This window comes from Streptomyces sp. DH41 (assembly GCF_029813785.1).
Classification (GTDB): domain Bacteria; phylum Actinomycetota; class Actinomycetes; order Streptomycetales; family Streptomycetaceae; genus Streptomyces.
Genome location: NZ_JARVKY010000015.1, coordinates 191404 through 214508 on the forward strand (window position 1 = coordinate 191404; position 23105 = coordinate 214508).

Here is a 23105-nt window from a genome sequence, read left to right on the forward strand (position 1 = left end):
GACCGGCGGCCCGGCCCCCGGCAAGGGGCGCGGGTCCGCCGGACGCGGGGGCCGGGAGTCGTCAGGCGGCTTGGGCCGTGGGCAGGGGGTCGGCGGTGTGCATCGGCCGGCCCGCCCCCAGGTCCGTCAGGATCGCCGCCGAGGCACGGCGGCCCGAGTGCAGCGCGCCCTGGACGGTGCTGGTGTCGCGGTGGTCGCCGCACACGTACAGGCCGGCCAGCAGCCGCACCGGCCTGCGCGGGTCGTGCGGCGGGCGCATGGCCGGAACCGCTTCGGGGGTGTGGTGCACGGCGAGGGTCTCCCAGCGCGTGGTCGAGGTGCCGTAGAGGCGGGACAGATGGATGCGTACGGCGGTGTCGACGTCGGGCGGGGGAGGGCCGAGGACCGTCGTGGAGACGAGGGTGCGCCCGACCGGTGCGCGGGACGGGTCCACGTGGCTGACCACCGCCGTGTGGGCGACCGGGCCGCCGCGGTCCGCGTCCAGCAAGAGGGAGGCCCCGGTCGTCGGCGGTTCGTCCGTCGTGTGGTGCACCACCGTCACCGGGTGGAAGTCCGGCACGCGCAGGCCCGGCAGCAGCTCGGCCGCGGCGCGGGCGTCGGTCGCGACCAGGACGGCCCGGCAGCGGATGACGCCGTGCTCCGCGGTGGCCACGGCGTTGGTGGCGACCGAGGTGACCCGTACGCCGGTGTGCACGGTGCCCGGCGGCAACGCCCGTGCCAGCAGCTCCGGCAGCGCCTCGGCGCCGCCCTCGGGCAGTCCGAGCCGCCCCGCGGCGAAGGCGCGCAACGCGAGATCGGCGCACCGGCTGGAGGTCGTGAGGTCCGGGTCGCACAGCAGGGCGGCGAGCAGCGGGCGGAGGAAGCCGTCGATCGTGCGGGCCGGCAGCCCCCGCACCGCCGGCGCCTGGGCGGCGGGCAGCTCCGGGCGGGCCAGCAGCCGTTCGACCGGGGTGCTCGCCAGGCGGGTCAGCGCGGCGCCGAGCCGGGCCTGGTCGACGGCGGTGCCGAGCGGGGCGCCCGGCCGGGGGCGGGGCACGGGCGCGGGCCTTCCGGACGCCCGGGGCGCGAGTACCGGACGCCGGGGCGCGGGCACCGACCGGGGGGCGCTCGCAAGGGCGCGCACAGCGTGGAGTGCGCCCCTTGCGCCCCGGGCGCCCGCCGGGGCGCCCGCGCGGTGGTGCCGGCCCTCGCTGTGCAGCAGGACCCCGGGCGCGAAGGGCAGCAGGGCGAGGCCGGCCGGCCCGGGGAGGTGGCGCAGTTCGGGATATGCCGTGGACAGCAGCTGTCCGATTCTGTCGAGCCGGAAGCCGTCGACCTTCTCGGTCGCCATCCGGCCGCCCACACCATGGGCGGCCTCCAGGACCGTGACCGTAACTCCTGCGCTGGTCAGCCGATGTGCCGCGGCGAGTCCGGCGACGCCGGCCCCCACGACGACGACGTCCGCCTGGTACGCGGGCTCAAGCACGTGCCCCTCCTCGAGGTTGCGCGGCCGCTGGAGACGTGATGCCCCCGTCCGGCTTGAGGGATACCCGAGTTCGAGTCGAGGTTAGGGCTGGAAATGGTCAAAAGGGGTCGCGCAGGGACAGGGCACGGTCGCACGACGGTCGCATGCGGTTGGTGTGTGACCGTCAGGTGGTCGGCATGCGGTTGGGACATGACCGTAGGCGTCGCGGAACGGACACGCCCGGCGGGCCGCGCGCGCCCGCCGGGCGTGTCCGTTCCCATGAGGCCCATGAGGCCCGTCGGGCTTACCTCACAGCGCCGCCCGGATCGCCCCGTCGATCTCCGGGAACGCGAAGCGGAAGCCCGAGTCAAGCAGGCGGGCGGGAAGGACCCGGGCGCTGCCCAGGACGTCGCCGGCCATCTCGCCGAGCACGGCGCGCAGGGCCGGGGCGGGCACCGCGAAGGGGGCCGGGCGGCGCAGTACGCGTCCCATGGCCGCGGTGATCTCACGGTTGGTCCGGGGGTGCGGCGCGGTCAGGTTGAACGGGCCGGACAGGTCCTCGCGGTCCAGCAGGTGCCGGATCGCCGCCACTTCGTCGTGCAGCGCCACGAAGGACCAGTACTGGGAGCCGTCGCCCAGCCGTCCGCCGAGCCCCGCCCGGAAGAGCGGGAAGAGCCGGCCCCAGGCCCCGCCCCGGCGGGCGACGACCAGCCCGGTCCGCGCGAACACCGTCCGTACGCCCGCCTCCCGGGCGGGGGCCGCGGCGGCCTCCCACTCCAGGCACACGGACGGCAGGAAACCCTCTCCCGCGGGCGCGCTCTCGTCGACGGCCCGGTCGCCGGTCTCCCCGTAGAAGCCGATCGCGCTGCCGTTCACGAAGACCCGCGGAGGCCGCCCCAGTGAGGCGACGGCCTCCGCGAGCGCCGTCGTGCCGTGCACCCGGCTGCTGCGGATGCGTGTCTTGTACGCGTCGGTCCAGCGGCGGTCGCCCACCCCGGCCCCGGCCAGGTTGACCACCGCGTCGCACCCGGCGAGTCCGGCCGCGTCCACGCGTCCGCCCTCCGGATCCCACCGGACCTCGTCCGCACCCCGGGGCGCGTGGCGTACCAGGCGCACCACCTCGTGTCCGTCGGCGGTCAGCGACCGCACCAGCGCGCTGCCGATGACACCGGATGCGCCGGCCACCGCGATGCGGGAGGCTTCCCCGCCCAAGCGTCCATCGTCCATGCGGCCATCCTGCCGGGTGGAGGCGGGAAAACTCCGGACCGGACCCCCGGCTCCGCGTCGTACAGTGACCGTCATGCCAGCTCCGCACATACGCCACGCCAGGTCCGACGACGAGCAGCCGCTGCGCAGGCTCGACCAGGAGACCTGGTCCTACCTGCACGCCGTATCGCCCCGGCCGGATCCGGACGACCCCTTCTTCCGTGAGACCTCGGGCCCCGCCGACCACCTGGTCGCCGAACTCGACGGCACCGTCGTCGGCTACGTCCGCCTCGGCTTCCCCACGCCGCTGGCCTCCAACGCCCACGTACGCCAGATCCGCGGCCTCGCCGTCGCCGACGCGGCCCGCGGCAACGGCGTCGGCCGCGCCCTCGTCCGGGCCGCCGTCGAGGAGGCCCGCCGGCTGGAGGCCCGGCGCGTCACCCTGCGCGTCCTCGGCCACAACACCGCGGCCCGGAAGCTGTACGAGTCCGAGGGCTTCGTCGTCGAGGGTGTGCAGCCGGAGGAGTTCCACCTCGGGGGCGAGTACGTCGACGACGTGACGATGGGGCGGTCACTGGTCGGTCCCTGACCGTCCCGGCCCTTCCTGACCGTCCCCGGCCGTCCCCGCCCTCACGACGTGACCGGCTCGCCCGTGTCCACCGGCTGCGTCGCGTCCGCCGCGCGCCGCGCCTCGGCGGCCACCTCGTCCGCCGTCAGCACGTAGCCGGTCCGGGCGTCCGAGGTGGAACGGGCGAAGACCACGCCGTACACCCGGCCGTCGGTGGTCAGCAGCGGTCCGCCCGAGTTGCCGGGGCGGACGGTGGAGCGGACCGCGTAGATCTCCCGGGTGACGTTCGCGTCGCTGTAGATGTTCTGCCCGGTCGCCCGTATCCGGTCCGCCACGGTCGCCGCGCGCAGATCCAGGTCGCCGTCCTGCGGATAGCCCGCGACCACCGCGGGGTCGCCGCGGTCCGCGTCGTCGTCGAAGCGCAGGACGGGCGCGGACAGGTCCGGGACGTACAGCACCGCCACGTCCTTGCCCGGGTCGAACAGCACCACCCGCGCGTCGTACGACGGCCCGACCCCGCCGACCCGCACGGTCGGGTCGTCGATGCCGGCCACCACGTGGGCGTTGGTCATCACGTGCTGGGGCGCGTAGACGAAGCCGCTGCCCTCCCGGCCCTGGGTGCCGGCGACGCCCTCGACCTTGACCGTGCTGCGCTTGGCCGCGTTCGTGGCCGCCGCGGTGACGCTGTCGCCGGAGGGCTCGGGGACCTTGGCGGTCGACTCGTTCTGGAACGGGTTGAAGACCTGCGGGAACCCCGCCTCGGTCAGCGCGGACGTCGCTCCGGAGAACCACGCCGGGGTGGTGTCCGGCATCGCCCGCTGCACCGCGCCCAGCACCGTCGAGTCCCGGATCGCGGAGGTGAGCAGCGAGGAGGAGGACGCCGTCAGGACGCTCGCCGCCACCCACGCCACGATCAGCGCCGCCGCCGCGTTGGCCACCGCCCCGCCGATCCCGTCGGCCACCCTGAGCGGCCCGGCGTCCAGCTCCCGGCGCAGCCGCAGCGCCAGCCGCCCCGCCAGCTCGTGGGCCGCCACCGCCGGCAGCAGCACCGTGACCACGGCGGTCACCGTCGCCGCCGTCGAACCCGGCGTCACCAGATCCATCACCCACGGCAGGATCCACACGCCGACCACCGCACCGCCCACGAAGCCGGCCAGCGAGACACAGCCGGCCACCAGTCCGCGCCGGTAGCCGGACGCCGCGTAGGCCAGCACCACCAGCACCAGCAGGATGTCGAGCAGGTCCACGCGAACCGCCTTTCTGGGACCCCCGCGGACCCCGGGCCCCTCAGTACGTGCCGGACGGGCCCGGTGATCAGCCCGGGACGCGCGGCCGGCCGAGAACGGCCACCCGCGCGCGTCAGCGAGTACGCGAGTCGGTAGGTCTGAGTACGAGCGAGTGCGAACGAGTGCGATCAACCGGAAAACGTCGCGGACCGGGACGATGGTTCCACCGAGTGGCACAGCGCACGTCGCGGGCGCACCCGATCCGCCGGACAGTGGGACCATGCGTGACATCCGAGGACCGCGCGAGGCCCGGGAGCGGCGGGCGGTTGTCCAGCCGGGCGCCGCCGCCCGCGTGCCGGGCGCGGTACGGGTCCTGCTCGGCTGTCTGCCCGGACTGGCCGCCGTCGCCGCGCTGGCGCTGTGCGCGAGCGGAGTGGAACGGGCCGCCGCGACGCGCGCCGGGCCGGCCGCCGCCGACCGGCACGCCGCCCCCCGGCCGCCCATCGTGTCCCGGTCGCACTGGCTGGGCGGCGCCGTCCGCGAACAGCCGCCCCCGCGCTACGACGACAAGGTCCTCGCCGTCTTCGTCCACCACACGGACACGCCGAACGGCTACGACTGCGCCGACGTGCCGGCCATCCTCCGCGGTGTCTACACGGGCCAGACCGGCGCCCGGGACTGGGACGACATCGGCTACAACTTCGTCGTCGACCGCTGCGGCACCATCTACGAGGGCCGTGCCGGCGGTATCGACCGCGCCGTCACCGGCGCCCACACCCAGGGCTTCAACCACCGCACCACCGGGATCGCCGCCCTCGGCACCTTCACCGCGGGCGTGCCCGTGCCCGACGCGCTGACCGACGCGATCGCGGCGCTGGCCGCCTGGAAACTCAGCGGTACCGGCACCGATCCGCGCGCGAAGGTCAGCCTGGTCTCCAGCAACGGCCTCAGCCGGTACGCCGCCGGCGCCACCGCCACCCTGCCCGCCGTCGCGGGCCACGACGACGGCTACCAGACCAGCTGTCCGGGCGCGGCCCTCACCGCCCGCCTTTCCGACATCAGGGAGGAGGCGGCCCGGCTCCAGGGCCGGCCCGACCGGGCCTGACCGCCCGGTACTGACCTCAGCCCCGACCGCCCGGTACTGGCCTCAGGACTGGCCTCAGTCCCGACCGAACCGCTCCCACAGGCGGGGGAAGCGCTCGGCGACGGCCCGGTCGTTCTCCAGGTCGAGGGGAGTGCCCAGCGGCTCCGCGGGCGCGGGAGCGATGCCCAGGTCGGGGGCGACGGTGCCGGTCAGCTGCTCGTAGGCCTCGTCGGCGGCGTAGCCCAGCTCCTCGCCGTCGCCGTCCAGCTCCTCGTCGAAGTCGTCCAGCAGCTCGGCGAGCGAGTCGGGTTCGTGCACCCCGCCCTCGTACACCTCGCGGCCCTGGCCGATCAGCCAGCACCGGAAGTAGTCGAAGGCGTCGTCGCTCGCCCCGCCGAGCAGCACCCACGCGGCGCCCCACAGGTCCCAGGTGCAGGCGCGGTTGTAACGGGCCTCGAAGTGACGGGCGAAGTCGAGCACCAGGTCCGGATCCAGCCCGAGGAGCCGCTCCACGAGCAGGTCGGCCTGGTCCTCGGGGTCGCCGTCGGCGCCCTGCCGGGCGGCGTCGACCAGCTCCCAGAACTCCGTCTCGTCCATCACGGGTCCAGCATCGGCCCTGGAGGGGTGGGACGCACGTGGAGTGCGGCGGATCGTTATGTGCCGGCCGGGTCCGCGCCGCCGTCCGGCCTGTCGCTGTCCGGCCCGTCGCCGTACAACCCGGCCAGCCGCCGGGCGTCCCGCGCGCACCGCTCCCGCAGCGTCTCGGGGGCCAGCACCTCCACCTCCGGCCCGAGCCCCCTCAGCTGGGCGTGCGCGACCTCCTCCGACTCCACGGGCAGCGTCACCGTCACCCACCCGTCCGCGTCCGGCGCGTCCGCGGCCTCCAGCGCCTCCCGTGCGGTCGGCGCGCCGACGGCGTACGGCAGCCCGCGGGCCCCCCGTGCCGACAGCCGCACCACGACCCGGGCCCGCAAAATCGACCGCGCGAACTGCTCGGCCCGCTCCGCCCAGAACGCGGGCAGGTCGAAACCGTCGTCCCGTGCGAAGCGCTCCTCACCCGCCTCCACCGCCGTGAACCGATCGATGCGGTACACGCGGAACGACTCGTCGCCCGAGGCGCGGGCGACTCTCGCGCACAGGTACCAGACCCCCGCCTTCAGCACGAGCCCGTACGGCTCCAGCTCCCGGACGACCTCCTCCTCCCCGCGCCGGTAGCGCGCGGTGACGGTCCGGTCGTCCCAGACCGCGTCCGCGACCGCCGGCAGCACCTTGGGCGTCTCCGGCTCCCGGAACCAGTTCGGCGCGTCCAGGTGGAAGCGCTGCGCCGCCGTGCGGGAGGCGTCCCGGACGGAGGGGAGCAGCGCGGCCGACACCTTCAGACGGGCCGCCGACGCCGTGTCCTCGAGGCCCATCTCGCGCAGCGCCACCGGCACCCCCGACAGGAACAGCGCCTCGGCCTCGCCCCGGGCCAGTCCGGTCAGCCGGGTGCGGTACCCGCCGATCAGCCGGTAGCCCCCGGCCCGGCCGCGCTCCGCGTACACCGGCACGCCCGCCTCCGACAGCGCCTGCGCGTCCCGCGTCACGGTCCGCTCCGACACCTCCAGCTCGCGGGCCAGCTCCGCGGCGGTCATGGACGGGCGGGACTGGAGGAGCAGCACCATCTTGATGAGGCGGGCAGCGCGCATGCCCACATCATGCAGGAGGACGCCGAAGGCCCCCGCCGCGGCGGGGGCCTCCTCTCAGCTCATGCCGACCCTCACAGGCCGTAGCGCTCGCGCGCCTCCTTCACGGCCGTCGCCTTGACCTCGCCGCGCCTGGCCAGCTGGGCCAGGGCCGCGACGACGATGGACTCGGCGTCGACACCGAAGTGGCGGCGCGCGGCCTCACGGGTGTCCGACAGGCCGAAGCCGTCGGCGCCCAGCGAGGACCAGTCCTGCTCGACCCACTGCGCGATCTGGTCCGGGACCTGGCGCATGTAGTCGGAGACCGCGAGCACCGGGCCCTCGGCGCCCTGGAGCACCTGGCGGACGTACGGCACCCGCTCCTCGCCGCGCAGCAGCGCCGCGTCGGCGTCCAGCGCGTCCCGGCGCAGCTCCGTCCAGGAGGTCGCGGACCACACGTCGGCGGCCACGCCCCACTCCTCGGCGAGCAGCTGCTGCGCCTTGAGCGTCCAGTGGATCGCCGTGCCGGAGCCCAGCAGCTGGATGCGCGGGGCGTTCGCCGCCGGGGTCAGGCCCGCCGACTCCGCCGTGTTGAAGCGGTACAGGCCCTTGACGATGCCCTCGTCGACACCGGGGCCGGACGGCTTGGCCGGCTGCGGCATCGGCTCGTTGTAGACGGTCAGGTAGTAGAAGACGTTCGGGTCCTCGCCCGGTGCCGCCTCGCCGTACATCCGGCGCAGACCGTCCTTGACGACCGCCGCGACCTCGTAGGCGAACGCCGGGTCGTACGACAGCGCGGCCGGGTTGGTCGCCGCGATGGCGGGGGAGTGGCCGTCCGCGTGCTGGAGGCCCTCACCGGTCAGCGTGGTCCGGCCGGCCGTCGCGCCGACCAGGAAGCCGCGGCCGAGCTGGTCGCCGAGCTGCCACATCTGGTCGGCCGTGCGCTGCCAGCCGAACATCGAGTAGAAGATGTAGAACGGGATCATCGCCTCGCCGTGCGTCGCGTACGACGTCGAAGCGGCGATGAAGTCGGCCATCGAACCGGCCTCGGTGATCCCCTCGTTGAGGATCTGGCCGTTCTTGGCCTCCTTGTAGTACATCAGCTGGTCGCGGTCGACCGGCTCGTACGTCTGGCCCTTGGGCGAGTAGATGCCCAGGGACGGGAAGAGGCTCTCCATGCCGAAGGTGCGCGCCTCGTCGGGGACGATCGGCACCCAGCGCTTGCCGGTCTCCTTGTCGCGGACCAGGTCCTTGACGAGGCGGACGAAGGCCATGGTGGTGGCCACGCTCTGCGAGCCGGAGCCCTTGTCGAAGGACGCGAACGCCTTCTCGGCGGGCGCGGGCAGCGGCGCGACCGGGTGCACACGGCGGGCCGGGGCCGGACCGCCGAGGGCGGCGCGGCGCTCCTGGAGGTAGCGGACCTCGGGGGAGTCGGCGCCCGGGTGGCCGTAGGGGACCACGCCGTCGACGAAGTCGCTGTCCTTGATCGGCAGGCCGAGCAGGTCGCGCATGTCCTTGAACTGGTCCACCGTGAGCTTCTTCATCTGGTGGTTGGCGTTCTTGGACGCGAAGCCGGTGCCGAGGGTGTGGCCCTTGACCGTCTGGGCCAGGATCACGGTCGGCGCGCCCTTGTGGGCGAGCGCGGCGCGGTAGGCGGCGTAGACCTTGCGGGACTCGTGGCCGCCGCGCGAGTAGTGGAAGCACTCGAGGATCTTGTCGTCGGACAGGAGCTTCGCCATCTCGGCGAGCTGCGGGTCCTTGCCGAAGAAGTCCTCGCGGATGTAGGCCGCGTCGCGCGTCTGGTACGTCTGCACCTGCGCGTCGGGTACCTCGCGCAGGCGGCGTACGAGCGCGCCGGTGGTGTCGAGCTGGAACAGCTCGTCCCACGCCGTGCCCCACAGCGACTTCACGACGTTCCAGCCGGCGCCGCGGAACTGGGCCTCCAGCTCCTGCACGATCTTGAAGTTGGCGCGGACCGGACCGTCGAGACGCTGCAGGTTGCAGTTGATGACGAAGGTCAGGTTGTCCAGGCCCTCGCGGGAGGCGAGGGTGAGCGCGGTGGTGGACTCCGGCTCGTCCATCTCGCCGTCGCCGAGGAACGCCCACACGTGGGAGTTGCTCAGGTCCTTGATGCCGCGGCTGGTCAGGTAGCGGTTGAACCGTGCCTGGTAGATCGCGGAGATCGGGCCGAGGCCCATGGAGACGGTGGGGAACTCCCACAGCCAGGGCAGCCGCCGCGGGTGCGGGTAGGACGGCAGGCCGTTGCCGCCGGCCTCGCGGCGGAAGTTGTCGAGGTGGTCCTCGTTCAACCGGCCGTCGAGGAAGGCGCGGGCGTAGATGCCGGGGGAGGCGTGGCCCTGGATGTAGAGCTGGTCGCCGGAGCCGTCCCCCTCCTTGCCCTTGAAGAAGTGGTTGAAGCCGGTCTCGTACAGCCAGGCCGCGGAGGCGAAGGTGGCGATGTGGCCGCCGACGCCGTACTTGCTGCCGCGGGTCACCATGGCCGCCGCGTTCCAGCGGTTCCACGCGGTGATCCGCTGCTCCAGCGCCTCGTCGCCGTCCACGGCGGGCTCGTCGGCGGTCGGGATGGAGTTGACGTAGTCCGTCTCGAGGAGCTTCGGCAGTGCGATGCCGGCGCCCTCGGCGCGCTCCAGTGTGCGGCGCATCAGGTACGCGGCACGGTGCGGCCCGGCCGCCTTGGTAACGGCGTCCAGGGAGGCCCGCCACTCGGCGGTCTCCTCGGGGTCGCGGTCCGGGAGCTGGTCGAGCTCGCTCGGCTGGATGGCTTTGGGGTCGGTCATGTCGCCGCCTTCCTCAGTCGAAGGGGGTTCCCTCATCGGCAAGGGTTCGGGGGTGCCCTAGGTCTTTGGCAGGACAGGGCTGGTCTCTGGTGGGAGTCCAGACGTGACTGTAACTCGCTGATCGATGATCGATCAAAGGGTTGAGGGGCAAAACCTCTTGACCGCGAGAAAGTAGGCACGGGGTGCCTCCGGCGGTGGCACGGGGTGACCTCGTTCGGTGGGCGTTTGTGCAGGTGAGCGCGGTGGAGCTCGGGTGGATCGGTGATTCGGCGTCTGCCGGTGCGTCGTGGCTTGTCGCGCAGTTCCCCGCGCCCCTGGAAGGCTGCGCCCTTCTCCAGGGGCGCGGGGAACTGCGCGAACCGGGAGGTCTGGGGGCCCAGCCCCCAGGGTCGGGACGGGGAGGGGCGGCGGGGGCGGAGAACCTACGCGCGGGGAGCGCAGCCCAGGACATGGGCCTTGACGATCTCCGGGATCCGGGGGTCCCGGCGCCGGAACGCCGCCACCAGCTCCTCGTGCTCCTCCGCGTACGACTGCTGCACCGTGCCCAGCCACCGTATCGACAGCGCCGTGAACACCTCGATGCCCAGGCCCTCCCAGGTGTGCAGCAGCACCGAGTTGCCGGCCGCCCGCACCAGCTCCCGGTGGAAGCCCACCGTGTGCCGCACCTGGCCCGTCCCGTCGGACACCCGGTCGGCCTCGTACAGCGCGGCGACGTGCGGTTCGAGGGCCGAGCAGTCCTCGGCGAGCCGGTCCGCCGCCAGCTCGGCCGCGATCGCCTCCAGGCCGGCCCGGACCGGGTAGCTCTCCTCCAGGTCCGCGGCGGTCAGATTGCGCACCCGCACGCCCTTGTTCGGCGCCGACTCGATCAGCCGCAGCGACTCCAGCTCCCGCAGTGCCTCCCGCACCGGGGTCTGGCTGACCTCCAGCTCGGTGGCGATCCGCCGCTCCACGATCCGCTCGCCCGGCTGCCAGCGTCCGCTGATGATCCCTTCCAGGATGTGCTCGCGGATCTGTTCGCGCAGCGAGTGGACGACGGGCGCGGTCATGAGAGCTCCTTCGGGAGGGTCCCGGATCCAGTACAGCGGCCCGTAGGGCCTCGTTGAGGGGTGGTGGCCGGGCGACGGGCGGGACCCGGGGGCGTTTGACGCTTAGACAATACGGCCGTCGCGGCGGGCGGGGAGGGCGCACGGGGGCGCTTTTACGCAGGTGAGACGAGACTTACACGCCGCATACGGCCGGACACGACGGTGCCCCCGCCCGGAGAACTCCGGGCGGGGGCACCGTAGGAAACCACTGGCAGGGGGATTACAGGCCGAGCTCGACCTCGAACTCGCCCGCCTCCAGGATCGCCTTGACCGCCGTCAGGTAACGGGCGGCGTCGGCGCCGTCCACCAGGCGGTGGTCGTAGGACAGGGTCAGGTACGTCATGTCGCGGACGCCGATGACCGTGCCCTCCTCCGTCTCGATGACGGCCGGACGCTTGACCGTGGCACCGATGCCGAGGATGGCGACCTGGCCCGGCGGCACGATGATCGTGTCGAACAGCGCGCCGCGTGAACCGGTGTTGCTGATGGTGAAGGTCGCGCCCGCCAGCTCGTCCGGGCTGATCTTGCTGGCCCGGACCTTGCCCGCCAGGTCGGCGGTCGCCTTGGCGATGCCGGCCAGGTTGAGGTCACCGGCGTTCTTGATGACCGGGGTCATCAGGCCCTTCTCGGAGTCCACCGCGATACCGATGTTCTCGGTGTCGAAGTAGGTGATGGTCCCCTCGGCCTCGTTGATCTTGGCGTTGACCGGCGCGTGCGCCTTCAGCGCCTGGGCCGCGGCCTTGACGAAGAACGGCATCGGCGAGAGCTTGACGCCCTCACGCGCCGCGAAGCCGTCCTTGGCGCGGGCACGCAGCTTCATCAGGCGGGTGACGTCGACCTCGACGACCGACGACAGCTGCGCCTGCTCGTGCAGCGCCTTGACCATGTTGTCGCCGATGACCTTGCGGATGCGGGGCATCTTGACGGTCTGGCCACGCAGCGGGGAGGCCTCCAGGACGGGGGCCTTCTTCGCGGCGGCGGCCGGGGCGGCAGCGGCGGCCGGAGCCGGAGCGGCGGCCTTGGCGGCCTCGGCGGCGGCGGTGACGTCCTGCTTGCGGATGCGGCCGCCGACGCCGGTGCCCTTGACGGTGGACAGGTCGACGCCGTTCTCGGCGGCGAGCTTGCGCACCAGCGGGGTGACGTAGGCGCCGTCGTCCACCGGCTGGGCGGCGGCCGGGGCGGCCGGAGCGGCGGCCGGGGCCGGCGCGGGCGCCGGGGCGGACGGGACCGGGTCGGGCGCCGGGGTGGTCTGCTGCTGCGGGGCGGGAGCCGAGGGCGCCTGCGGGGCCGGAGCGGCAGGGGCGGCCGGAGCCGGAGCGGCCGGAGCCGGAGCCGGGGTGGGCTCGGGCTGGGCCGGGGCCGCGGGGGCGGCCGGAGCGGCGGCGGGCGCGGCACCGGCGGCACCGATGACGGCCAGCTTGGCGCCGACCTCCGCGGTCTCGTCCTCGCCGACCACGATCTCCAGCAGGGTGCCGGAGGCGGGGGCGGGGATCTCGGTGTCGACCTTGTCGGTGGACACCTCGAGCAGCGGCTCGTCGGCCTCGACACTGTCGCCGACCGACTTCAGCCAGCGGGTGACGGTGCCCTCGGTGACGGACTCGCCGAGCGCGGGCAGGACCACGTCCGTGCCCTCGGCGGAGCCGCCGGCGGCGGCCTCGGCGGTGGGAGCGGGCGCCGGGGCGGCCTGCTCGGTGGACGGGGCGGCCGGCGCGGGCTCGGGGGCCGGCTCGGCGACCTGCTCGGCCTGCGGGGCCTGCTCGGCGGCCGGCGCTCCGGTGCCGTCGTCGATCAGCGCCAGCTCGGCGCCGACCTCGACGGTCTCGTCCTCGGCGACCTTGATGGAGGACAGCACGCCCGAGGCGGGGGCGGGGATCTCGGTGTCGACCTTGTCGGTCGAGACCTCGAGCAGCGGCTCGTCGGCCTCGACGCGCTCACCCTCGGCCTTCAGCCAGCGGGTGACGGTGCCCTCGGTGACGCTCTCGCCGAGCGCCGGAAGGGTTACGGAAACCGGCATGGTTTCGGTTGCTCCTTAAGAATTGCGGAAGTCTGTGTCGTCGCGCCCAGTGACCGAGGGAGGTCAGTCGTGGGAGTGCAGGGGCTTGCCGGCCAGCGCCAGGTGGGCCTCGCCGAGCGCCTCGTTCTGCGTCGGGTGGGCGTGGACGAGCTGGGCCACCTCGGCCGGCAGCGCCTCCCAGTTGTAGATCAGCTGGGCTTCGCCGACCTGCTCGCCCATGCGGTCGCCGACCATGTGGACGCCGACCACGGCACCGTCCTTGACCTGGACGAGCTTGATCTCGCCCGTGGTCTTGAGGATCTTGCTCTTGCCGTTGCCCGCCAGGTTGTACTTCAGGGCGACGACCTTGTCCGCACCGTAGATCTCCTTGGCCTTGGCCTCGGTGATACCGACGGAGGCGACCTCCGGGTGGCAGTACGTCACCCGCGGCACGCCGTCGTAGTCGACCGGGACGGTCTTCAGGCCGGCCAGCCGCTCCGCCACCAGCATGCCCTCGGCGAAGCCGACGTGCGCGAGCTGGAGGGTCGGGACGAGGTCACCGACGGCGGAGATCGTCGGGACGTTGGTCCGCATGTACTCGTCGACGAGGACGTAGCCGCGGTCCATGGCGACGCCGGCCTCCTCGTAGCCCAGGCCCTGTGAGACCGGGCCGCGGCCGATGGCGACGAGCAGGACCTCGGCCTCGAACTCCTTGCCGTCGGCGAGGGTGACCTTGACGCCGTCCTGGGTGTACTCGGCCTTCTGGAAGAAGGTGCCCAGGTTGAACTTGATGCCCCGCTTGCGGAAGGCGCGCTCCAGCAGCTTGGAGCTGTTCTCGTCCTCGACCGGCACGAGGTGCTTGAGGCCCTCGACGACCGTGACGTCGGTGCCGAAGGACTTCCACGCCGAGGCGAACTCGACGCCGATGACGCCGCCGCCCAGGACGATCGCGGACTTCGGCACGCGGTCCAGGACCAGGGCGTGGTCGGAGGAGATGATCCGGTCGCCGTCGATCTCCAGGCCCGGCAGCGACTTCGGCACGGAGCCGGTCGCCAGCAGGACGTGGCGGCCCTGGACCCGCTGGCCGTTCACGTCGACGGAGGTGGGGGAGGACAGCCGGCCCTCACCCTCGATGTAGGTCACCTTGCGCGAGGCGATCAGACCCTGCAGGCCCTTGTACAGGCCCGCGATCACGTCGTCCTTGTACTTGTGGACGGCCGCCATGTCGATGCCCTCGAAGGTGGCCTTCACACCGAACTGCTCGCTCTCGCGGGCCTGGTCGGCGATCTCACCCGCGTGCAGCAGAGCCTTGGTGGGGATGCAGCCGTTGTGCAGGCAGGTACCGCCGACCTTGCCCTTCTCGATCAGGGCGACGTCCAGGCCCAGCTGGGCCCCGCGCAGCGCCGCGGCGTAACCACCGCTGCCACCGCCGAGGATCACTAGGTCGAAAACGGTGCTGGCGTCGTTCGCCACGTCACGTCCTCCATGCATGTGCGCCACGCCGGTCTCCAGTGACCGGTCGGCGGCTGGTGTCCGGCCGCTCATTGTTCTCGGCCCTTGGGTGGGCCCTGTCCTGCCGAGCCCCATCTTCGCACTTGTAGGGGGCGGACGAGACGTGGGGCCGGGGTGTGAGACGTCCCACGTTCACTCGACGAGGACGGTGGGACGACGCCGTCAGGGGCGCGGGGCTGTATTTGATCTGCGGCTCCGCCGCGTGGGCGCGACGAGCCACGACGGACCCGCGGCCGCACAATCACCCGCACCCCTGAGCCAGTAGGCGCTCCTAGGGGGCGTCGTTTGGATCCTGCCGGGGCCGCGGGGTCTGGCACGCACATCTGCGGCGTTGTCGTCGGTCGCCGAGGCTCCGCGTCGACTCCCTCCTCCGCCTTGCAGCTGCACGCACCAGACCCCGCTCGGGTCGGCAACAAGGCACCGTCGCCCGGAGCCGACCTGATCCAAACGACACCCCCTAGCCGAGCTCACCCGCAGCCGTCAGCTCGGCGACCCGCACCAGCGTCCGCACAGCCGTACCGGTCCCGCCCTTGGGGGTGTAGCCGAACGGGCCGCCCTCGTTGTAGGCCGGGCCCGCGACGTCCAGGTGCGCCCAGGTGACGCCCTCACCGACGAACTCGCGCAGGAACAGGCCGGCCACCAGGCCGCCGCCCATCCGCTCACCCATGTTCGCGATGTCGGCGGTCGCCGAGTCCATCCCCTTGCGCAGGTGCTCGGGCAGCGGCATCGGCCACGCCGGCTCGCCGACCTCCTCCGCGGCCTCGTGCACCGTGGAACGGAACGCGTCGTCGTTCGCCATGATCCCGTACGTCCGGCTGCCCAGCGCCACCATCATCGCGCCGGTCAGGGTCGCCACGTCGATGATCGCGTCCGGCTTCTCCTGCGAGGCCGCCCACAGCGCGTCGGCGAGCACGAGCCGGCCCTCGGCGTCGGTGTTGAGCACCTCCACCGTCTTGCCGCTGTACATGCGCAGCACGTCACCCGGGCGGGTCGCGGAGCCCGACGGCATGTTCTCGGCCAGCGCCAGCCAGCCGGTGACGTTGACCTCCAGGCCGAGGCGCGCGGCGGCGACGACCGCGGCGAACACGGCGGCGGCACCGGCCATGTCGCACTTCATCGTCTCGTTGTGCCCGGCCGGCTTCAGCGAGATGCCGCCCGAGTCGTAGGTGATGCCCTTGCCGACGAAGGCGAGGGACTTCGTCGCCTTGGACGACGTGTACGACAGCTTCACCAGGCGCGGACCCGACGCCGAACCGGCGCCGACGCCGAGGATGCCGCCGTAGCCGCCCTTGACGAGCGCCTTCTCGTCGAGCACCTGCACCTTGATGCCGTGCTCCTTGGCGGCGGCCTGCGCGACGGCCGCGAACGCCTCGGGGTCGAGGTCGTTCGGCGGGGTGTTGACCAGGTCGCGGGCGCGGTTCAGCTCCTCACAGACGGCCGCGGCGCGCTCGATCGCCGCCTTGTACGCCTTGTCGCGGGGCTTGCCGCCGAGCAGCGCGGCCTCGGCCAGCGGGGCCTTGCCGTTCTTCGCCTTCGGGTCCTTGCCGGACTCCTTGTAGGCCTCGAAGGAGTACGCGCCGAGCAGCACGCCCTCACCGACGGCGCCGGCGTCGGCGGCCTCGGCCAGCGGCAGGGCGAAGGCGGCCTTCTTGGAGCCGGTGAGCGCGCGGGCGGCGGCGCCGGCGGCCCTGCGCAGCGCCTCGGCGTCGAACCCGGCGTCCTTCTCGGGCTCGGTGCCGAGGCCCACCGCCACCACGACGGGTGCCTTGAAGCCGGCCGGCGCGGGCAGCTTCGTCACCTCGCCCTCGGCGCCGGAGGCACCGAGGGTCTCCAGGACGCCGGCGAGCCGGCCGTCGTACGCCTTGTCCACGGCCTCGGCGCCCGGCGCGACGACCGGGCCCTTGTTGCCCTTGGCGACACCGATCACGATCGCGTCGGCCCGCAGGCCGGGCGCCGCGGCGGTGGAGAGAGTGAGAGCAGTCACGGTGGTGAAATCTCGCTTCCGTATGAAGTCTTGTATGGCCGAATGCGGGTGGGTCGACCGGGCCCGACAACCGACCCTGGATCCCTCCTGCGGTGCGGTCTCCGCCTGGGGCGGGCGAGCACCCGGCACGAGCCTACGCTCGCGACCGCGTTCACTCTCTCCCGCGGGTCCGTGGTGCGCCGCTCGGCGCCCGGGACGGCGCCGTACGGCACCGGGGATGCGAGATCATTCCTGGCGTACGCCACCCCCCGCCCCTGGAGCACTCCCTTGAGACGCCCGGTCCTGTCGATAGCCCTGCTTCTGCTGCTCACGGCCTGCACGTCGTCCCCCGACGCCGAACCGGAAGCCCGCGACCACTGGCAGCCCCGGCCCGGCACCGCCTGGCAGTGGCAGCTCAGCGGAACGCTCGACACCTCCGTCGACGTGCCGGTCTACGACATCGACGGCTTCGACCACACCGGCGCGACGGTCGCCCGACTGCACGACGACGGCCGCAAGGTCATCTGCTACCTGTCCACCGGCGCCTGGGAGGACTTCCGCCCCGACGCCGGCGAGTTCCCGCAGTCGGTACTGGGCAAGGGCAACGGCTGGGAGGGCGAACGCTGGCTGGACATCCGGGAGACGGAGATCCTGGAGCCGCTGATGGCCGAGCGCGTCGACATGTGCCGGGAGAAGGGCTTCGACGCCGTCGAGCCGGACAACATGGACGGCTACAAGAACGAGACCGGCTTCCCCCTCACCGCCGACGACCAGCTGCGCTACAACCGGCTCATCGCGAAGCTCGCCCACGACCGCGGCATGGCCGTCGGGCTGAAGAACGACCTGGACCAGATCCCCGAGCTGGTGGACGACTTCGACTTCGCGGTCAACGAGCAGTGCGCGCAGTACGGGGAGTGCGCCGACAACCAGCCGTTCATCGACGCGGACAAGGCGGTCTTCCACGTCGAGTACGAGCTGCCGGCCGAGCGGTTCTGCGACGACTCCCGTGAGCTGCGGCTGAGTTCGATGGTGAAGAAGTACGAACTGGGGGCGTGGCGCGAGGCCTGCTGACCCCGGATCCCCGGATCGTGGGTTGCCGGCCTGCGAGGGCTCAGCCGAGGACCAGCACCACGAGGGCGGTGGTGGCCGCCGTCTCCGCGACCCCGCCGAACACGTCACCGGTGACCCCGCCGAAGCGGCGGACGCAGTGCCGCAGCAGCAGTTCGGCGGCGACGACGGCGGCCGGTACGGCGAGCGCCGCGCGCACCGCGCCGTACGGTCCGTCGTACGCCCCGAAGAGCGCCCCCGCCACCGCCCCGCCCGCCGTGACGACGGCGGCGACGGCCAGCGCGCCACCCACCGGCACCACTCCGGCGACCGCCGCGCCCAGCCCCTCCGGGCGGGCGGCGGGCACCGCGGCCCGGGCGGCGAGCGTGAGCGCCAGCCGGGCGGCGGTCGCCGACACCACGGCGGCGAGCGCGCCCCACGCCCAGGAAGCGTCGTAGGCCTGGGTCAGCGCGGCCACCTGGGCGAACAGTACGAAGACGAGGGACAGTACGCCGAACGGCCCGATGTCCGACTGCTTCATGATCCGCAGCGCGTCCTCGGCGGGCTTCCCGCTGCCGAGCCCGTCCGCGGTGTCGGCCAGCCCGTCCAGATGCAGCCCCCGGGTGAGCACGGCGGGCACGGCGGCCGTGGCGACCGCGGCGAGCAGGCTCCCCGCGCCCAGGAACAGCAGCAGGAGCCCGACGGCCGCCGCGGCGGCGCCGACGGCCAGCCCGGCCAGCGGAGCGCACAGCATGCCGCCGCGCGCCGCCTCCCGGTCCCAACGGGTCACCCTGACCGGGAACACGGTGAGGGTGCCGAACGCGAAACGGAGGCCGTCGGGGAAGGGGGTCCTGAGCACCGGCGCAGACTACCCGGCGGTCACCGGGGCACGAGCCCCGCCCGGGGCTAAAGTGCGCATATGGGAGATTGGTGGCAGCGCAACATCATGGAACCGGGCAAGCTGCCGCTGCTCCTCGCCCTGGCGGCCTTCGTGCTGACGTTCGTGGTCACCCGGGTCGTCACCCGCCTCATCCGGGCCGGCAAAGGCCCCTTCGGCAACGTGCGGGCCGGCGGGGTGCACATCCACCACGTCGTCCCGGGGGTCGTCCTCACCGTCGTCGGCGGCTTCGGCGCGGTCGCGGGGGGCCGGCACGGGTTCGGCTCCGCCCTCGCGGCGGTGGTCTTCGGTATCGGGGCGGGCCTCGTCCTGGACGAGTTCGCGCTGATCCTGCACCTCGACGACGTCTACTGGACCGAGGCGGGCCGCAAGAGCGTGGAGGTCGTGGTGGTCACCGCGGCCCTGGTCGGCCTGATGCTCGCCGGGTTCACGCCGTTCGGCGTCGACGGCATGTCCGAGGACGAGTTGCGGGACCGCGCCAACGTCACCGCGACCGTCGCGGGGAACTTCCTCTTCTCCCTCCTCGCCCTGGCGAAGGGCAAGGCCCGCCTCGCGGTCTTCGGTGTGATCGTCCCCGTCGTCGCGCTGGTCGGCGCCGTCCGCCTGGCCCGCCCGGGCTCGCCCTGGGCCCGCCGCTTCTACGGCCGCCGCCCGCGCGCCCGCGCCAAGTCCCGGCTGCGCGCCTACCGCCACGACCGCCGCTGGTCCGGCCCCCGCCGCGCCGTCCAGGACTGGATCGGCGGCCACCCGGACCCGCCCCCGGCCCGCCGCTGACCCGCCGGCCGCGGGCAGCGACGGGTGGGCGGTGGCCGGCGGGGGCGTCCCAGCAGACCGGCAGCGCGGGGCCGCACGCCCCACCACCCGTACTCACGTCGGGTGACCGGGGCGGCTCCGGCTCACCGATCGTCGACCGGGGCCTCACTTGCGGAACCGTCGGAGACCTCCGGCAGTTCCGCCGCCAGCGCGGCGGCGGCCTGCACCAGCGGCAACGCCAGCAGGCCCCCGGCTCCCTCGCCCACGGTCACGCCCTGGGACAGCAGCGGCTCCAGGGCCATCCGGTCCAGCGCCTTGGCCTGGCCCGGCTCCCCGCTGTCGTGCGCGGCCAGCCACCAGTCCGGCGCCCGGAAGGCGACCCGCTGCCCGACCAGCGCGCACGCGGCCGACACGACGCCGTCCAGGATCACCGGCGTCTTGCGCACCGCGCTCTGCAGCAGGAAGCCCGTCATGGCGGTGAGGTCGGCGCCGCCCACCGTCGCGAGCAGCCGCAACTGGTCCCCGAGCACCGGCCGGGCCCGGCGCAGCGCGTCGCGGATCGCCGCGCACTTGCGCATCCAGGCCAGGTCGTCGATGGCCAGCCCGCCCCGCCCGGTGACGACCGACGCGTCCGTCCCGCACAGCGCGGCGACCAGCACGCCCGCCGCCGTGGTCCCGCCCACGCTCACATCACCGAGCACCACCAGATCGGTGCCGGAGTCGGCCTCCTCGTCGGCCACCGCCATCCCGGCCCGGAAGGCGGCCTCCGCCTCCTCGAGGGTCAGCGCGTCCTCGACGTCGATGCGCCCGCCGCCGCGCCGCACCCGGTGCCCCGCCACCTCGGCCGGCAACGTCTCCGGGTCGCAGTCCAGGGCCATGTCGACGACCCGCACCGGCACGCCGAGCCGCCGGGCGAGCACGGACACCGGCCGGCCGCCCTCGAGTACCTCGCGCACCAGCTCACCGGCACCGCCCGCCGGCCGCGCCGAGACGCCCAGCTCGGCGACCTTGTGGTCGCCGGCGAAGAGCACCACCCGGGGCCGTTCGACCGGCCGCACCGGTACGGCGGACCGCGCCGCGGCCAGCCACTCGCCCAGGTCGTCCAGGCGGCCCAGCGATCCGGGCGGGACGGCCTGACGCTCCCGGCGCGCCTCGGCGTCGCGGCGCACCCCGCCGTCGGGGCGCTCGATCAGATCGGTGAAGTCGTCGAGATTCAGCGAGCTCATTCGCCGAACAGTACCGGCCCCGGTCGAACACGGCGGCGGGCCCGTGCGCACCGCGCCCGGGCGGCGTCGTTGCGCCTCGGATCGCGATCACCTACGTAACGTTTCGCGTGGATTGTCGTACCTCGCCTTCCTGTCTGCTCTCCTCCTCTCGTGCCGGGAGCCGCCCATGTCCGCACCCTCCGCACCCTCCGGCCCCTCGGCGCCGCGTCCCGTACCCCACGTGCCTCCCGTGCCCCGGTACGGGCCGCGCCGCGAGGACTGCCCCTGGTGCGGCTCCCGGCGGCTGCGCACCCGCCCGCGCCGCGAGGACCCGAGCCGGGCCGCCCCCGGCAGGTCCGTCCTCGAACGCTGCCTGGACTGCCGGCACGCCTTCCGCAACCCCCCGCCCACGCCCGGCCCGGAACACCCGCTGGTCCGGGCCGGAGTCCGGCTGAGACACGGTCTGGCCGCCCGGGCGATGCTCCGCCGCTGCCCCGATCCCGAGAGCTGGCTGGACGTCGGCACCGGCGACGCCGACTTCCCCCACACCGCGCGCGCCCACTTCCCGTACACCTCCTTCGACGGCCTGGACCCCAGCCACCGCGTCCTGCGCGCCCGCGCGGTCGAGCGCGTCGAGGAGGCGTTCGTCGGCCGTCTGACGGACCCGCACATCGCGGCCCGCCTGCGCGCCCGCTACGACGTCGTCAGCCTCTTCCACCACCTGGAACGCGTCCCGGACCCGCGCGCCGAACTGCGTGCCGCCCTCCACGTGCTCCGCCCCGGCGGTCATCTGCTCGTGGACGTGGCGGACCCGCGCCGCCTGCTCGTCCTGACGCCCGGCGCCTCGCACCCGGCGGGTCTGCGCGTCGAACTGGCGGCGCAGGGCTGCACGATGCTCACCGGTACGCGGACCCACCGCGTCATCGCGCGCAAGGACGCGTCAGCCCCGTGGTATCCGTCAGCGCCGTGGGCCCCGTGGCACCGCCCGTGAGATCCGCGGCACCCGTCAGCCGCGCAGCACCAGCGCCTGTCCCGCCACCACCAGCAGCACCTGCTCGCACTCACCCGCGAACGCCGCGTTCAGCCGCCCGAGTTCGTCCCGGTAGCGGCGGCCCGACGCGGTGGCCGGCACGATTCCCGAGCCCACCTCGTTCGACACGGCGACGACGGTGCGCCGCGTGCCGCGGACGGCCTCCGTCAGTTCCCGCACCCGGTCCCGCAGGGCCCGTTCCCCGCCGTCGGCCCACTCCGCGTCGTCCCACGCCCCGACGGCGTCCATCGCGTCCGTCAGCCACAGCGACAGGCAGTCGACGAGCAGCGCCGGCCCGTCGTCCTTGAGCAGCGGGATCAGATCGCACGTCTCGACGGTGCGCCAGGACCCAGGCCGCCGCTCCCGGTGCGCGCAGACCCGCGCCGCCCACTCGGTGTCACCGTTGCGTGAACCACCCGTCGCGACGTACAGCACCTCGGGGAAGGCCTCCAGCCGCCGCTCGGCCTCCACCGACTTCCCCGACCGGGCCCCGCCCAGCACCAGGGTGCGCCGCGGCACGTCGGGGACGTCCTCGTAGGAGCCCACCACCAGCGTCGTCCCGTCCGGCACCGCCCGTGCCCCGGCGGCCGAGAGCCGCCGCGCCAGCTCCGGCCCCGGCGGCACGTCGTGGCCGAGGTGGACGGCGACGACGTCCGTCGTCGGGCCCACCGCGCCCACCGCCCGCAGCCTCGCCAGCGCGTCCGGCCGCCCCACGACGTCCGCGAGGACCAGGTCGTACGTCTCGGCGGGCTCCTCCAGACCGGCCGGCGCCCCGCCCGGCGGCAGGTACAGCAGCCGCTGCCCGTCCGGACCGCTCACGGCGTACCCGGTGCCCGGCGAGTCCATCGCCACCGCCCGCACCCGGTGCCCGGTCAGCAGCGCCAGCTCCCGCCCGTCCGGCACCCGCCCCGGCTGCGGCAGCCCGGCCGGCACCTCCACGGCGGGGCCGTCGTGCGGGTGCGACAACAGCACCTGCCGTACGCCGGTCAGGGAGTGCCCGGCGCGCGCGGCGGCGAACGCGGCGCCGGGCGTCAGGTCGAGCAGCAGCGCCCCGTCCACCAGCAGCGCGGTCGCCGCGCGCGCGTTCTCGCCCTGGGCCGCGGCACAGGCCGCGCAGGGACAGTCGGGGCGGGGGAGTCCCGCGGGGGCACCGGTGCCGAGCAGAGTCACGTCCACGCACCGATTTTCCCCGGTCGCCCCGCGACATGCGCGCCCGAGGCCCCCTATGGAGCGCGGGCGGCACCGCACGGGGCCCGGGAGGCACTCCACGGAGCGCGGGCGGCCCCCTCCCGTCCCCGCTGGGCCCGGTCCCGGCCGGCTCTTGTCTCCCGGCCTTCTACGGCGCGCCCGGCTCAGCGCATAGGCTGCGGTCGGAGGCCGGACCAAGATCCGGCTTCCGCTCTGCATGTGCTCACATTTCTTGGAGGCGTACATGGCGGCATGGACGTGGCGGTTCGAGACGGCCGGCGGGACGGAGGTCCAGCCCGCGGTGCAGCCCGAGGAGTTCACGACGCAAGGGGACGCCGAGTCCTGGATCGGTGAGTACTGGAAGGACCTCAAGGAGGGCGGCACCGACCAGGTGCGGCTCTTCGAGGACGCCACCGAGATCTACGGCCCGATGAGCCTGCACGC

At 73.9% G+C, this 23105-nt stretch carries 19 protein-coding genes; 6 read left to right on the forward strand and 13 right to left on the reverse strand.

Annotated features, from left to right (window positions below):
• Positions 1 to 61: 61 nt before the first annotated feature.
• On the reverse strand, positions 62 to 1465 hold the full coding sequence (locus tag QC283_RS24145; protein ID WP_279563741.1) for an NAD(P)/FAD-dependent oxidoreductase: 1404 nt from the start codon (positions 1463 to 1465) through the stop codon (positions 62 to 64).
• A 288-nt stretch (positions 1466 to 1753) separates the two neighbouring features.
• A complete protein-coding gene (locus QC283_RS24150; protein ID WP_279563742.1) occupies positions 1754 to 2671 on the reverse strand; it encodes a TIGR01777 family oxidoreductase in 918 nt (305 codons plus the stop codon).
• Between the two features lie 73 nt (positions 2672 to 2744).
• Between QC283_RS24150 and QC283_RS24155 the strand changes: the two genes are divergently transcribed.
• Positions 2745 to 3239: a GNAT family N-acetyltransferase gene (locus QC283_RS24155; RefSeq protein WP_279563743.1), complete on the forward strand. Its 495-nt coding sequence runs from the start codon at positions 2745 to 2747 to the stop codon at positions 3237 to 3239.
• Between the two features lie 41 nt (positions 3240 to 3280).
• Here the strand turns inward: QC283_RS24155 and QC283_RS24160 are convergent, their stop codons facing one another.
• Complete coding sequence (locus QC283_RS24160) at positions 3281 to 4465, reverse strand: MarP family serine protease (RefSeq protein WP_279563744.1); 1185 nt, start codon at positions 4463 to 4465, stop codon at positions 3281 to 3283.
• Between the two features lie 196 nt (positions 4466 to 4661).
• Here QC283_RS24160 and QC283_RS24165 point away from each other — a divergent pair, with 196 nt between their 5' ends.
• Positions 4662 to 5549, forward strand: coding sequence for a peptidoglycan recognition protein family protein (locus QC283_RS24165; protein ID WP_336620662.1), 888 nt, complete (start codon positions 4662 to 4664; stop codon positions 5547 to 5549).
• A gap of 54 nt (positions 5550 to 5603) precedes the next feature.
• Here the strand turns inward: QC283_RS24165 and QC283_RS24170 are convergent, their stop codons facing one another.
• From QC283_RS24170 to QC283_RS24200, 7 genes are all read right to left on the reverse strand, one after another.
• On the reverse strand, positions 5604 to 6125 hold the full coding sequence (locus tag QC283_RS24170; protein ID WP_279563770.1) for a DUF4240 domain-containing protein: 522 nt from the start codon (positions 6123 to 6125) through the stop codon (positions 5604 to 5606).
• 56 nt (positions 6126 to 6181) lie between these two features.
• Positions 6182 to 7213: a helix-turn-helix transcriptional regulator gene (locus QC283_RS24175; protein WP_279563746.1), complete on the reverse strand. Its 1032-nt coding sequence runs from the start codon at positions 7211 to 7213 to the stop codon at positions 6182 to 6184.
• A gap of 71 nt (positions 7214 to 7284) precedes the next feature.
• Positions 7285 to 9987, reverse strand: a complete 2703-nt coding sequence (gene aceE, locus QC283_RS24180; RefSeq protein ID WP_279563747.1) for a pyruvate dehydrogenase (acetyl-transferring), homodimeric type — start codon at positions 9985 to 9987, stop codon at positions 7285 to 7287.
• 422 nt (positions 9988 to 10409) lie between these two features.
• Complete coding sequence (locus tag QC283_RS24185) at positions 10410 to 11033, reverse strand: GntR family transcriptional regulator (protein ID WP_279563748.1); 624 nt, start codon at positions 11031 to 11033, stop codon at positions 10410 to 10412.
• A gap of 259 nt (positions 11034 to 11292) precedes the next feature.
• The gene (sucB, locus tag QC283_RS24190; protein ID WP_279563749.1) at positions 11293 to 13086 is read right to left on the reverse strand and encodes a 2-oxoglutarate dehydrogenase, E2 component, dihydrolipoamide succinyltransferase; all 1794 of its coding nucleotides are present in this window, start codon (positions 13084 to 13086) and stop codon (positions 11293 to 11295) included.
• Positions 13087 to 13149: 63 nt separating this feature from the next.
• Positions 13150 to 14538, reverse strand: a complete 1389-nt coding sequence (lpdA, locus tag QC283_RS24195) for a dihydrolipoyl dehydrogenase (protein ID WP_279563750.1) — start codon at positions 14536 to 14538, stop codon at positions 13150 to 13152.
• A 496-nt stretch (positions 14539 to 15034) separates the two neighbouring features.
• On the reverse strand, positions 15035 to 16561 hold the full coding sequence (locus QC283_RS24200) for a leucyl aminopeptidase (RefSeq protein WP_279563751.1): 1527 nt from the start codon (positions 16559 to 16561) through the stop codon (positions 15035 to 15037).
• A gap of 267 nt (positions 16562 to 16828) precedes the next feature.
• Here QC283_RS24200 and QC283_RS24205 point away from each other — a divergent pair, with 267 nt between their 5' ends.
• Positions 16829 to 17611 carry an endo alpha-1,4 polygalactosaminidase gene (locus QC283_RS24205; protein WP_279563752.1) on the forward strand — a complete coding sequence of 261 codons (783 nt, stop codon included), beginning with the start codon at positions 16829 to 16831 and terminating at the stop codon, positions 17609 to 17611.
• Positions 17612 to 17651: 40 nt separating this feature from the next.
• Here QC283_RS24205 and QC283_RS24210 read toward each other — a convergent pair whose 3' ends face one another.
• A complete protein-coding gene (locus QC283_RS24210; RefSeq protein ID WP_279563753.1) occupies positions 17652 to 18446 on the reverse strand; it encodes an adenosylcobinamide-GDP ribazoletransferase in 795 nt (264 codons plus the stop codon).
• 60 nt (positions 18447 to 18506) lie between these two features.
• On the opposite strand from QC283_RS24210, the gene QC283_RS24215 reads away from it, so the two are divergent.
• Entirely contained in the window at positions 18507 to 19259 is a 753-nt protein-coding gene (locus QC283_RS24215) for a hypothetical protein (RefSeq protein WP_279563754.1), read from the forward strand.
• 122 nt (positions 19260 to 19381) lie between these two features.
• On the opposite strand, the gene cobT is transcribed toward QC283_RS24215, so the two are convergent.
• Positions 19382 to 20464, reverse strand: a complete 1083-nt coding sequence (gene cobT / locus QC283_RS24220; protein WP_279563755.1) for a nicotinate-nucleotide--dimethylbenzimidazole phosphoribosyltransferase — start codon at positions 20462 to 20464, stop codon at positions 19382 to 19384.
• A 166-nt stretch (positions 20465 to 20630) separates the two neighbouring features.
• Between cobT and QC283_RS24225 the strand changes: the two genes are divergently transcribed.
• Positions 20631 to 21434 carry a class I SAM-dependent methyltransferase gene (locus QC283_RS24225; RefSeq protein ID WP_279563756.1) on the forward strand — a complete coding sequence of 268 codons (804 nt, stop codon included), beginning with the start codon at positions 20631 to 20633 and terminating at the stop codon, positions 21432 to 21434.
• Between the two features lie 15 nt (positions 21435 to 21449).
• Here the strand turns inward: QC283_RS24225 and QC283_RS24230 are convergent, their stop codons facing one another.
• The gene (locus tag QC283_RS24230; protein ID WP_279563757.1) at positions 21450 to 22649 is read right to left on the reverse strand and encodes a bifunctional adenosylcobinamide kinase/adenosylcobinamide-phosphate guanylyltransferase; all 1200 of its coding nucleotides are present in this window, start codon (positions 22647 to 22649) and stop codon (positions 21450 to 21452) included.
• Positions 22650 to 22905: 256 nt separating this feature from the next.
• On the opposite strand from QC283_RS24230, the gene QC283_RS24235 reads away from it, so the two are divergent.
• The coding region (locus tag QC283_RS24235; protein WP_279563758.1) for a hypothetical protein at positions 22906 to 23105 on the forward strand (200 nt) is incomplete at its 3' end.